9 protein-coding genes and 1 pseudogene are annotated in these 12,208 nt (G+C 73.9%); 4 read left to right on the top strand and 6 right to left on the bottom strand.

The genetic code is table 11. The annotated features are described in order from the left end of the window. The 3 genes from VGI02_RS06245 to VGI02_RS06235 form a co-directional block, all read left to right on the top strand. On the top strand, window positions 1-2,731 hold a 2,731-nt coding region (locus VGI02_RS06245), incomplete at its 5' end, for a proline dehydrogenase family protein (protein ID WP_331626413.1). Window positions 2,732-3,046: 315 nt separating this feature from the next. Then, window positions 3,047-3,787 carry a hypothetical protein gene (locus VGI02_RS06240; RefSeq protein WP_331626412.1) on the top strand — a complete coding sequence of 247 codons (741 nt, stop codon included), beginning with the start codon at window positions 3,047-3,049 and terminating at the stop codon, window positions 3,785-3,787. Window positions 3,788-3,884: 97 nt separating this feature from the next. Then, window positions 3,885-4,145, top strand: coding sequence for a mycoredoxin (locus VGI02_RS06235; protein ID WP_331626411.1), 261 nt, complete (start codon window positions 3,885-3,887; stop codon window positions 4,143-4,145). Between the two features lie 312 nt (window positions 4,146-4,457). Here VGI02_RS06235 and VGI02_RS06230 read toward each other — a convergent pair whose 3' ends face one another. After that, window positions 4,458-5,942, bottom strand: a complete 1,485-nt coding sequence (locus VGI02_RS06230) for a DHA2 family efflux MFS transporter permease subunit (RefSeq protein WP_331626410.1) — start codon at window positions 5,940-5,942, stop codon at window positions 4,458-4,460. Window positions 5,943-6,068: 126 nt separating this feature from the next. Between VGI02_RS06230 and VGI02_RS06225 the strand changes: the two genes are divergently transcribed. Continuing rightward, on the top strand, window positions 6,069-7,040 hold the full coding sequence (locus VGI02_RS06225; protein WP_331626409.1) for an Lrp/AsnC family transcriptional regulator: 972 nt from the start codon (window positions 6,069-6,071) through the stop codon (window positions 7,038-7,040). A gap of 77 nt (window positions 7,041-7,117) precedes the next feature. Here the strand turns inward: VGI02_RS06225 and nudC are convergent, their stop codons facing one another. From nudC to VGI02_RS06200, 5 genes and pseudogenes are all read right to left on the bottom strand, one after another. Beyond that, window positions 7,118-8,185 (bottom strand): NAD(+) diphosphatase, encoded by a 1,068-nt coding sequence (gene nudC / locus VGI02_RS06220; protein ID WP_331626408.1) that lies wholly within the window; start codon window positions 8,183-8,185, stop codon window positions 7,118-7,120. Further along, window positions 8,182-9,597, bottom strand: coding sequence for a M16 family metallopeptidase (locus VGI02_RS06215; RefSeq protein WP_331626407.1), 1,416 nt, complete (start codon window positions 9,595-9,597; stop codon window positions 8,182-8,184). The genes nudC and VGI02_RS06215 overlap by 4 nt, the downstream gene beginning before the upstream one ends. Then, entirely contained in the window at window positions 9,594-10,835 is a 1,242-nt protein-coding gene (locus VGI02_RS06210) for a M16 family metallopeptidase (RefSeq protein WP_331626414.1), read from the bottom strand. The genes VGI02_RS06215 and VGI02_RS06210 overlap by 4 nt, the downstream gene beginning before the upstream one ends. 132 nt (window positions 10,836-10,967) lie before the next feature. Beyond that, window positions 10,968-11,663: a hypothetical protein gene (locus VGI02_RS06205; RefSeq protein ID WP_331626406.1), complete on the bottom strand. Its 696-nt coding sequence runs from the start codon at window positions 11,661-11,663 to the stop codon at window positions 10,968-10,970. Between the two features lie 262 nt (window positions 11,664-11,925). Continuing rightward, window positions 11,926-12,208 (bottom strand): annotated as a pseudogene (locus VGI02_RS06200) (oxidoreductase); the annotation flags it as partial.

Here is a 12,208-nt window from a genome sequence, read left to right as displayed (position 1 = left end):
CCCGCTGTTCGAGACCGCCCGCGACCACGGCGTCTTCGTGAACCTCGACATGGAGGAGTACAAGGACCTCCACCTCACGGTCGCGCTGTTCACGGCGCTGCTCGACACCCCCGCGCTGCACGGGTACTCGGCGGGCATCGTTCTGCAGGCCTACCTGCCGGACTCGGTAGGGGCGCTGGAGCACCTCGCCGGGTTCGCCCGACGGCGGGTCGACGCCGGCGGTGCGCCGGTGAAGGTGCGGCTGGTCAAGGGCGCGAACCTCGCGATGGAGCGGGTCGACGCCGCGGTGCACGACTGGCCGCAGGCGCCGTACGCCAGCAAGGCCGAGGTCGACGCCAACTACGTCCGCCTGCTCGATCGCGCGCTGCGCCCGGAGCTCGCCGACGCGCTGCGGGTCGGGGTGGCGAGCCACCACCTCCACCACGTGGCGCTGGCCGTCGAGCTGGCCGCGGCCCGCGGGGTGGAGCGGCAGATGGACGTCGAGATGCTGCAGGGGATGGCCCCGGCGCAGGCGGACGCGGTGGCGGCCGATCTGCCGTCGGACGAGAGCCTGGTGCTCTACACGCCGGTGGTGCACGCCGAGGACTTCGACGCCGCGGTGAGCTACCTGGTCCGCCGGCTCGAGGAGAACGCCGGGCACGAGAACTATCTGTACGCGATGTTCTCGGCGGACGGGCCGTCGAGCTACGTGGACCGCTTCCGCGCCTCGGTGCGCGACCGCGACGTCGTCGCCGACACCCCGCGCCGCGCCCAGGACCGGTCCACGGAGCCGTCAGAAAAGTCCCCCTATCGGCGTGCTCCCCTTCCCCCGGTGTCCGGAAACCGTCGTTCATCGGCCGGCCCCGGGGCCTTCCGCAACGAGCCCGACACCGACCCCTCGCTGCCGGCCAACCGGCACTGGGCCCGGCGCGCGGTCGAGGCCCCGCCCGCGGTCGTCCGGGAACCGGAGCTGACGAATCCGACCGACGTGGACGTCGTCGTCGAACGGGCCGCCGCCTCGTCCTGGCGGCACCGGGAGCCGACCGAGCGCGCCCGGGTGCTCCGCGAGGCCGCGCGCTCGCTGGCGGCTGCGCGCACCGAGCTGCTCACGACGATGGTCCACGAGGCGGGCAAGACCGTCGCCGAAGCCGACCCCGAGATCTCGGAGGCGGTCGACTTCGCGGCCTACTACGCCGACCGGGCCCTCGAGCTGCCGCCGGAGCGCTTCACGCCCGACCGGGTCGTCGTCGTGACCCCGCCGTGGAACTTCCCCGTCGCGATCCCCCTCGGGGGCTGTCTGGCGGCCCTCGCCGCCGGGGCGGCCGTCGTCATCAAGCCGGCACCGCAGGTCCGGGCGTGCGCGGAGGTCGGCGTCGCGGCCCTGCACCGGGCGGGCGTCCCGGCCGACGCACTCCAGCTCGTGCACACCGACGAAGCCGACGCCGGACAGCAGTTGATCACCCACCCCGCCGTCGACCGCGTCGTGCTGACCGGGGCGAGCGAGACCGCCGCGCTGTTCCGGTCGTGGCGGCCGGAGCTGGCGCTCGTCGCCGAGACCAGCGGCAAGAACGCCCTGGTGATCACCCCGGCGGCGGACCCGGACCTCGCCGTCGCCGACCTGGTGCGCTCGGCGTTCGGCCACGCGGGGCAGAAGTGCTCGGCCGCGTCCCTGGCGATCCTCGTGGGGTCGATGGCGGACCCGCGCTCGACGGTGGGGCGCCGGTTCCGGCGGCAGCTGGTCGACGCGGTCCGCACGCTGCGGGTGGGTCACGGGAGCGACCTCGCGACGACGACGGGACCGCTCGTCGGGGAGATGTCGTCGAAGCTGGAGCGGGCGCTGACAACGCTCGACGACGGCGAGTCGTGGCTGGTCGCGCCCCGTCACCTGGGTGGGGCGCTGTGGACGCCGGGCGTGCGTGACGGCGTGGCGGCCGGGTCGTGGTTCCACCGCACCGAGTGCTTCGGCCCGGTGCTCGGGCTGATGACGACGGACTCCCTGGACGGGGCGATCGCGCTGCAGAACGCCACCGGCTTCGGGCTGACCGGCGGGCTGCACTCGCTGGACCGCGAGGAGATCTCGCACTGGACTGACCACGCCGAGGTCGGCAACGCCTACGTCAACCGGCACATCACCGGCGCGATCGTGCAGCGGCAGTCGTTCGGCGGGTGGAAGGGCTCGGTCGTGGGGCCGGGCGCGAAGCCGGGCGGGCCGAACTACGTCGCGCAGTTCGGCGCGTGGGCCGAACCGGCATCGCTCCCCTCGGCGCCGCTCGGGCGCGCCGCGTCGGACCTGCTGTCCTCCGTCGCGTCCTCGCTGTCCACCGAGGATCTGGCCTGGCTGCGGGCCGCGGCCGGATCGGACGCCTTCTGGTGGCGCGAGGAGTTCTCGGTCGAGCACGACCCCACCGGGATCGCGGCCGAGGCCAACATCTTCCGGTACCGGCCGCTGCCGTCGGTGCGGATGGTGGCGGGTGACGGCGCCTCGGAGCGGGACGTGCTGCGGGTGCGGTTGGCCGGTGCCTGCGCGGGCGTGCCGGTGGTCGAGGTGGGAGACGACGTGGCACCGGAGCCGGGCGAGCGGGTCCGGGTGCTCGGCACGCCGCGGGAGGGCCTGCGTCGGGAGGCGGCCGAGGTCGGGGCGTCGCTGGTCGAGGCCCCGGTGCTGGCCGACGGGCGCCGCGAGCTGCTCACGGTGCTGCGCGAGCAGGCGGTCAGTGTGACTCGCCACCGGTTCGGCCACGTGGACGCGTGAATGTCGCGACCTCGCAGCCGAGTTTTGATCGTGTGACGCGAAATCTTACCCGTTGGAACCAATCACCCCGATGACCGGCGCAATTCCGCCTCCTCCACCCCCGATCGCCACGAGATTTTGGACCGTTCAGGGGATCCGAGCGCGGACATGGGACTGAGTGACGGAGGCACCTACGTACGTACGTCCGAATGAAGATTCAGACGCGCTGACCGGGCTCACCAGATGACTTCCGCAAATCGAGGATCGAGACCACGCGACACGAAGTAGTCTCTGAATCGTCAGGCGCCACGAATACCGTCGGGGAGGCGCCACGAAATGTTGGGGGAGCTTACTATGAGCATGACTACCGACCGGCCGTCGAGGCCGGGACCCGAGGCATCCGTCAACGGGACCGCGAAGGTCGCCGAAGAACTGGATGCTGTGAGCATCGCGGACCGGTGGGCCGCGGATTACGCAGAGCGTCTCCGCGCCGCGACCCAGGAACGCCTGGCCGCGCGATCGGGCGGGGCCAACAGCCTGCTGCCCGCCATCGGAGCACCGATCGTCGGACCGTATGTGGCCTTCGACATCGCGATGACCTCACCGCTCCAGTTCGGCGGGCCGCCGCCCTATCAACCGAGCAAGGTGATCGCCGCCGGTGAGCCGGCATTCATCTTCGCATTCCTGTTCGTCAACCCGACCGTCGACGTGGGCAACGGATTCGCGGTACCCCCGACGGTGCAGCTCTCGGGGAGAGAGTATCGAATGCGCCTCGAGCAGGTGAACCTCTCCACCGTGGCGAACGTGCCGGGCCAGACGAAGCCCGGGACCTTCAGTTCACCCGCGGACTTCCTCACCGTCGAGACCTTCAAGCTCGCCACTCCGGATCCGGGTGCCAATCCCGCCCTCATCGAGGCCAACGTCACGGTCGACGTCGTCGGCTTCGCCCAGCCGTACGCCGCGTTCGCGACCACCTTCTTCGACTTCGACGGCGATCCCGGTTCGCTGTTCGTACCGCCCGAGACGCCGGGCTGGCGTCGGGACCTGCCCAACCGCTACCTCGTCTACTCGGAGTAGTCAGGCCACAGTGGGCGCAGGGTGTGACGGCAGGCACCCACGACACTCCGGTCGAGTCGCCGGGAAGGTCACGACGACGGCCCGTGTTGTGCCGGGTATGGCCCAGATGACGATGTACACGACCAGCTGGTGCGGGTTCTGCCGGCGGCTGAAGACCCAACTGGACCGCGAGGGCATCGGCTACGAGGAGATCGACATCGAGCGCACCCCGGGGGCCGCCGACATCGTGATGGAGGTCAACGGCGGGGACCGCACCGTGCCGACCGTGGTCTACCCGGACGGCACGGCGGCGACCAACCCCGGTTTCGCCGAGGTCAAGACCGCGCTCGCGAAGGCCGAGGCCGCCTCGGGCGCGTGAGCCGAGCCCGCTCCGCGTCCCGCGTTCTGACCGAAGGGCCCCCTCGCTCGATCTAGTCGAGCGGAGGGGCCCTTCGGTCGGTTCAGGCCGCCGTGCGCTCGCGGCCCGAGCATGATCACGATCTCGGTGGCGACACGCCGACCTGGAGCCATGACTCGCCGCTGACGTGCCGATCGTCGCGGAGCGAACGACTTCTGCGCGGCGAAGTGGTCGCTCAGCGAGCACTTCGCCACACAGATCGTGATCTTGCCCGACGGCGGTGGCGCACCGACCCGCGCGCCGGTCCGCTCAGGCCGCCGCGGCGCGGACACCTCAGGCCGCCGCGGCGCGGACACCGACCCGGTGGTCCTCCGCCGCCACCGGCCGGAGGCACACCGCGACCAGCACCGCCGCGCCGAGAGCACAGACCCCGGCCACCGTGAACACCGTGTCCAACCCGGCCGCGAACGCCTCGTGGACCGTGTCCGCCGGGACCCCCGTCGACCCCGCCTTCCCGCCGGCCAGCGCGTTCGCCGTCGCCGTCGGGTCGACGGTGCCGACACCCGCCAGCACCGTCGTGACCCGGCCGGCGAAGAGGGTCCCGAGGACCGCGAGCCCGACGGCGAGCCCGAGCTGGCGGAACGTGTTCACCGCCGCGCTGCCCACGCCCGCCCGGTGCGGCGGCAGGACGGCGAGGGTGGCCGAGACGAGGACCGGGGTCGCGAGGCCGACGCCGAGGCCCGCGACGACGAGCCCGGCGAACAGCGCCCACGGGCCGGACGTCGGGCCCACCGCCGTCATCATCAGCACCCCGACGCCGATCAGTGCCAGACCGCCCGCGATCGGTCGGGCGGGTGCGCCGCCGTGGAGGAACCGGCCCGCGGCCACCGAGACGACGAAGGACGCGATGCTCAACGGCACCGCCACCAGCCCCGCCCGGATCGGGGAGAGCCCCAGCACCGACTGCAGCCACAGCGAGACGAGCGCGAGGTGCGCGAACGCGGCGGCCTGCAGCACCGCCGCCGCGACCATCAGTGCGGCGAACGACGGGTCGGTGAAGAGCCCGAGGTCGAGCATCGGGGCGGAGCTGCGGTACTCGACGACCAGGAAGCCGACGAGCGCGGCGACCGCGGTCCCCAGGGCGACGACGGTCTCCGTCGCACCCCAACCGTCCTCCCCGGCGGAGACCAGGCCGTAGACGAGGGCGGCCGAGGCCACGGTGAACGAGGTCGCGCCGAGGACGTCGATCCGGCTCCGGGCGCCCGAGGCGGACTCGGTCACCACGGCGAGGGTGAGCGCCACCGCGAGGACCGCGACCGGCAGGTTGACCAGGAAGATCGCGCGCCAGCCCCAGGCCTCGGTGAGCAGGCCGCCGAGCAGCGGGCCGCAGGCGGCGGCGAGGCCGTTGACCGCACCCCAGACGCCGAACGCGACGCCGCGCCGCGGGCCGTGGTACGTGGTCGCGAGGAGCGCGGCGGTCGTCGCGAACATCGCGGCCCCGCCGATTCCCTGGACGATCCGGGCCGCGACGAGTGCCCCCGCGGTCGGGGCGAGGCCACAGGCCAGCGACGCGATCGCGAACACCACGAGACCGACGACGTAGAGACGCCGTCTCCCGAAGCGGTCGGCGAGCGTGCCCGTGACCATGAGCAGCGCCGCCAGGGCGAGCGCGTACCCGTCGATCACCCATTGCAGGCCACCGAACGACGTACCCAGCGACGCTGCGATCGGTGGCAGGGCGACGTTCACGATCGTGACGTCGACGAGCAGCATGAAGGTGCCCAGGCACACCGCCACCAGGGGCCACCACGGACGCATCTGTTCTCCTCGGGACCGGGATTCTCTCGACGACGGGTGCCGCCGGTGTCACCATCATCGACATCGGACGGGTGGACGGCCGCGTCTAGCGGCCGACTTCGGCGGTCCTCGACGCTGGAGCGGCTCGTGGTGGTGGAATTCGACGATCTCGACCGTGGCCTGGTGCACGCACTGCAGATCGACGGGCGGGCGCCGTTCCGGCGGATCGCCGAGGTATTGGAGGTCTCCGACCAGACCGTGGCCCGGCGCTACGCGCGGCTGCGGTCGACCCAGGCGCTGCGGGTGATCGGGTTCAGCGACCCGGCCGTCGTCGGCGACGACCAGTGGATGGTGCGCGCCCGGTGCGCCCCCGACGCGGCGCCGGAGATCGCCGATGCGCTCGCCCGCCGGCCCGACACGTCGTGGATCAGCCTCAACTCGGGCGGGACCGAGATCACGTGCTCGCTGCGGGCCCGCGACTCCGCGGCCGCGGGCGAGATGCTGCTCACGCGGCTACCCCGCACGCCGCGCGTGCTCGACGTGAGCGCCCAGCAGGTGCTGCACGTGTTCTACGGCGGGGCGCACGAGCCGTTCACGAAGCTGGGTCCACTCGACGAGGGTCAGGTGGCGAGCCTGGCGGTGCACCTCCCGGAGCCCGCCCCCGCACCCCGGCTCGACGACGTCGACCGGCGGATCCTGCGGCTGCTCCGGGAGGACGGCCGGGCGTCCGTGGAGGACCTGGCGCGCGACTGCGGGTCTTCCGCGTCGACCGTCCGCCGCCGCCTGCACGACCTGCGCGCGGGCGGGCTGCTCTACCTCGACGTCGACGTCTCCCCGGAGTCCCACGACTTCCCGATGCGCACGATGCTCTACCTCACCGTGCTCCCCGCCGACCTGGACGCGGCCGGGAGGGCGCTCGCGGCCCACCCCGAGGTGCCGTTCGCGGCCGCGACGACCGGGCGCACGAACGTCTACGCGAGCGTCGCGAGCCCCGACGCGCCGTCGCTCTACCGGTACCTGACGACGCGGGTCGCTGCGCTGCCCGGCGTGCAGGGAGTGGAGACCGCACCGGTGATCCGCACCGTGAAGGCGGCGGGCACGCACTACCCGGCGCGGTGAGGCCGCCCAAGATCGACGACGCTTTCCGGACGTCCAGTGTCTGCAACGAGACTTTTCTGACGGAGGGGGATCGCGGGTCAGCCGGCCTCGGCCCACGCCTCCAGCATCGCCCGGGCGATCGACACCCCGCCGGGGAGGATCAGGTCCCTGACGTCGGAGGCCTCGCCCGCCTCGAACGCCGTACCGCCGACTCCCCGCGCACCGGTCAGCCGCGTCACCGGGCTCTCGCCCTCACGGGTCATCCAGTCCCCCGCCGCCAGGGCCTCGCGCAGTTCGTCGCGGTTCACCCAGCGGGCGTTCTCGATCTCGCCCTCCTGCAGCTCCATCGCCTCGTCGGGGTCGGCCACCGCCGAGAACCCGATCATGAGCGAGCGCGGGAACGGCCAGGGCTGCGACCCGAGGTAGGAGATCGTCGAGACCGTGACCCCGACCTCCTCGGCGCACTCGCGGGCCACGCACGCCTCGAGCGACTCGCCCGCCTCGACGAACCCGGCGAGCACCGAGTACCGGCCCTCGGGCCAGATCGGCTGGCGGGCCAGCAGCACGCGGTCGGCGCCGTCGTGCACCAGGCAGATCATCGAGGGGTCGGTGCGGGGGTACTCCTCGTGGTCGTGCGCCTCGCACAGCTGCGCCCAGCCCGCCTTGATCGCACGCATCCGGGAGCCGTCGCGGGAGCAGAAGCGAGCCCGGTCGTGCCAGGTCAGCAGCGCCACGGCCGTCGTCAGCAGCCCCGCGGACCGGGCGTCGAGGTCGCCACCGGAGACGCGGAGGTCCCGCCACAGCTCGACCGCGCTGAACCCCGACCCGGCGTCGTTCGACTCGTCGGGATCGGGCACCCGCACGCCCCAGTAGGTCGTGCCCTGCTCCTCGCCGAGCATGACGGCACCGTCGGGGACGGAGTCACCGAAGTCGCGCGCCGGGGCGTCGACCAGCGACAACGAGCCGTCGGGCGCCTCGGACACCGGCGTGCGCCCACGCGGGTCGACGCGCACCACCCGGGCCAGCGGCCAGGTCGAGGCCACGTGGTCGGGGTCGCCGCGGACCTGCTCGCGCCGGTCCACCGTCGAGCGGGACAGGCGAGGCAGGGAGTCCAGGTGGAACGCGGCCCGCAGGTCCGGACCCGAGGTCGAACTCGTGGTGGTCACGAAGTCGATGATTCCCCGGGAATCCGGATCCCGCCCAACGCCGCGAGCGACGCCGCCGAGGTCGCGGCATCGGCCACGACGACGCCGGTGAAGCGGGCGGGGGCGAGGAACTCGGCCGCCGCGGCGGCGACCTCCTCGTCGGTGACCGCCTCGAGGCGCTTCGGGTGCTCGCGCACCCACTCCGACGACAGCCCCACCCCGGCGAGCCCGGCGAGTGTCGACGCGAGCCCGGCCTGGGTGGTCATGGAGATCAGCAGCGAGCCGATCGCGTACCGCCGCGCGGACTCCAGCTCCGTCGCCGACGGGGGCACGACGGCGACCCGGCCCAGTTCGTAGCGCATCTCCAGCAGGGCGGCCGCGGTGACCTCGGAGGCGCAGTCGGTCTCGACGAGCAGCGCGGCGCCGTACGGGTCGAACTCCAGCGAGGACGACGCGTGATACGTGTAGCCCTTGTCCTCGCGCAGGTTCTCGACCAGCCGCGAGGAGAAGTAGCCGCCGAACGCGAGGTTCGCCAGCTGCAGGGCCGGATAGCGCCGGTCGGTGCGCGGGATCGCGGCCGCCGAGAGGCGCAGCTGCGACTGCACCGCTCCCGGTCGGTCGACCAGGAGCAGGTCGGAGCCGTGCAGCTCCGGCAGGCGCGGCAGCACCGAGGCGTCGCCGGGGTTGTCCCAGGCCGCGAGGGTCGCCGCGACGGCCGCCACCGCGTCGTCCGGGTCGAGGTCCCCGACGAGGACGAGCACCGATCCGGAGGGCACCACCATGCGCCGGTGCAGCGCGAGCAGGTCGTCGGTGCCGACCTCGGCGACCTCGTCGACCTCGGGCATCTCGCGGGTGACCGGGTGGTCGCCGTAGCGGTGGCGCTGCAGGGCGCGGCGGGCGATCACCGACGGCTGGGCGGCGGCGACCTGGATCCGTTCGGCCAGCCGCTCCCGCTCCCGCTCGACCTCGTCGGCCGGGTAGGTGGCGGAGGTCAGGACGTCGGCGGCGACGTCGAGCAGCGTCGGGAGGCCCTCGGCGAGGGCGTTGCCCGAGGCGGCGAGACGCTCCGGGTCGACCGAGAAGCCCATCTCGCCGCCGACGCCGGCGAGGTCGTCGTCGAGCGAGACCCGGCTGCGCCGGGAGGTGCCCGAGAGCACGGTGGAGGCGAGCACCTCGGCGACCGCGGCGTGCCGGGGGTCGCTGTCGGAGAACGGGATCCGCAGGCGGAGCTCGACCATCGGCACGCCGGGGCGGCGCACCGCGATCACCCGCAGGCCCGTCGGCAGGACGGTGTCGACCTCGGCCGGGGCAGGCACCTGCGGCTGCGGACGCAGCGGCGGCAGCGCCCGCGGACCCGCCGGGGTGCGCCCGATCTCCTCCGCGGAGCGCCGCAGCGCCGGATCCGGCACGTCGGTGGTGGCAGGGGCGCTCATGCGTCGGCTCCGGGGGTCAGGACCAACAGGGCTCGGGAATCGGGTCGGAGGGACGATGCCGCGGCGGCGACCGCCGCGGGTGTGACCGCGGCGATGGCGGCCGGGAGCTCGTCGGAGAGCTCGGCGCGCCCGTGCACCAGCTCCGCCGACCCGAGCGCGAGCATGCGGTTCATCAGCCGGTCGTGCTCGCGGTAGAGCGCAGCCGACCAGCGCGCGGTGACGCGGCGCAGCTCTTCGGGCTCGGGCCCCTCGGTCGCGAGCGTCGCCAGTTCGGCGTCGACGGCGTCGACGATCCGGCGGGGCTGGACGCCATCGGGATGCACCGCGGTGATCGTGAAGGTGTCCGGGTCGCGGGCGTCCAGCGGCGCGCCCATGAGCCCCGCGGACGCGGAGAGGTCGGTGACCAGGCCGTCGCCGTAGACCAGGCGCTGGGTGAGCCGGGCGGCCTCGCCGTCGGTGAGCAGGCTCGCGAGCACGGCGTGGGCGAGGTAGCCGGGCAGGTCGGTGCCGGGGTCGGGCATCCGGTACCCCAGGGCGAGCGCGGGCAGCGGAGCGTGGGCGTCGACGACCGACTCGACGCGCTCGCCGTCGGGACCGGGCTCGCCGAAGGACGGCCTGCTCGGCACGGCCCGGGCGGGGATGTCGCCGAAGTGGCGCTCGACGAGTGCCGCCGCGTCGGAGACCTCGAAGTCGCCGACCACGGTCAGCACGGCGTTGCCGGGCGCGTAGTACGCGTCGAAGAACGCGGCGGCGTCGTCGAGGGAGGAACGTTCGAGGTCGGTGAAGTCGCCGTAGCCGTTGTGGGCGTTCGCGAACGTGGAGTACAGCACCGGCGGCAGCAGGATCCAGGGGAAGCCGCCGTACGGCCGGTTGAGGACGTTGAGCCGGATCTCCTCCTTCACCACGTCGATCTGGTTGGCGAGGTTCTCCTCGGTCAGCTTCGGCGCGCGCAGCCGGTCGGCCTCGAGGAAGAGCCCGCGCTCGAGCGCCGCGGCGGGGAGGATCTCGAAGTAGTCGGTGTAGTCCTGGTGGGTCGAGCCGTTGAAGACCCCGCCCGAGCCCTGGACGTGCCGGAAGTGGGACAGCTTCTCCAGGCTCTCCGAGCCCTGGAACATCAGGTGCTCGAAGAGGTGCGCGAACCCGGTGCGTCCCTCGGGCTCGCTGCGGAAGCCGACGTCGACGTGGACGGCGACCCCGACGACCGGGTTCGACCGGTCGGGCGCGAGCAGGACACGCAGTCCGTTGTCGAGCGTGAGGCGATGGCGCTCCGCTCCGTCGCTGCTCCCTGTGCTCGTGCTCCCGGGGGAACTGGGTGGCGCCGGGGCGGCACCGGGGATCGGGGGGACGGCGGCCGTACTCACCCCACGACCCTAACGGCGAGGACGGGGCCCGGCCGCGCGCCGGGCACGCTCGGTCGGGGTCGACCGCCCGGACCGGCCGCGGGCGGTCGGGACACGCCGCGACGCGGGGCTCGACCCGTCGGGCCGCACCGCGTGCGGGCCGGTACTGCGCCGGGCCGGTCCGGAGGCGCTGCGGGAGCGCTGTGCCGGGACCCGGCCGGTCCCGGCGCGACCCCGGCCGGTCGGGCGGCGGCGCGCGCCCCCGGTCCGCGCTGCTCCGCCGCGGGCGAGGACGACGACCAGCGATCCCGCGCCGAGCGCGGCGGCGACGGTCAGGACCAGCTCCAGGCGGGCGACCAGCGGCGAGACGCCCTCGCCGGCGACGTCCGTGGTCGCCACGGGGGTCTGTGCCCCGCTGCCGACGACGGCGACGGGGCCGGCGATCCGCCCGTCGGCGGGCACCGTCACCGGCACCGGCGTGCCCGGGGCGCGCCCGCACCCATCGAGCACGGCCTGGTGCCGGGCGCCCGCCACGTCGAGGAGGATCTGGTCGTGCGGCTCGGGCGACACGCACGAGGCGGTCGCGACGACGACCGCCGTGACGGTCACGGGCGGCGCCGCGGCGGGAGCCGGTGCCGCGGGCGCGATCCCGACGACCTGCGCGAGGGCCGGCACCCGCGGGACCACGAGCGCGACCACGGCCATCGCTCCGAGCGCGAGCGCCACGAGCAGGCCGAGGGTGCGTCCCGCCGGTCGCCGTTGCACCCGTGGCCGGGCGGCCGTGAGCGCCGGACGAGGGAGACCAGCAGGGAGGGCACCGGCGAGTGACACGGGCCAGATTCTGCCGCTGCCACCCCGGACACGATCGAGGATCCCGGCGCGGTACCCATGATGACCGGCTGCTACACCTACGAGTTTCCCCGGCGCCCCACCCGGCCGTGTTGCGGCCGAACGGGACGCCGGGGCGCGCACCGTCGGTGCCCGGCGCTCAGGCCGCCGAGAAGCCGTCCACGCCGGTCAGCTCGACCGAGTAGGCCCACAGCCGGGCGGCCTGGTCGGGGTCGATCGCATAGGGCATGACGCCGTCGCGGCGCCCGCCCCGGCTGTCGACGTCGGCGGACTCGTCGACGACGTTCGCGATCTCGCAGTCCTCCAGGTACACACCACCCGCCCCGGCCAGCCGCGGGCTGGTGGCCGCCCAGGTCTCGGTGGCCGCGCCCTGCTCGGGCGTCTTGAGCGCCGCCGCGGCCGGGCCGGGGTTGCCCTCCTCG

The organism is Actinomycetospora sp., from assembly GCF_036497245.1.
In the GTDB taxonomy this organism is placed as follows: Bacteria; Actinomycetota; Actinomycetes; order Mycobacteriales; family Pseudonocardiaceae; genus Actinomycetospora.
The sequence above is the reverse complement of the archived record's forward strand: the minus strand, read 5'-3'. Positions and strand labels throughout refer to the sequence as shown.

What these genes read in the sequence shown, in the direction of transcription:
- VGI02_RS06235 (WP_331626411.1), top strand. Translation starts at nt 3,885, where the DNA reads ATGGCCCAGATGACGATGTACACGACCAGCTGGTGCGGGTTCTGCCGG.
- VGI02_RS06215 (WP_331626407.1), bottom strand. Translation starts at nt 9,597, where the DNA reads ATGAGCGCCCCTGCCACCACCGACGTGCCGGATCCGGCGCTGCGGCGC.
- VGI02_RS06240 (WP_331626412.1), top strand. Translation starts at nt 3,047, where the DNA reads ATGTTGGGGGAGCTTACTATGAGCATGACTACCGACCGGCCGTCGAGG.
- VGI02_RS06230 (WP_331626410.1), bottom strand. Translation starts at nt 5,942, where the DNA reads ATGCGTCCGTGGTGGCCCCTGGTGGCGGTGTGCCTGGGCACCTTCATG.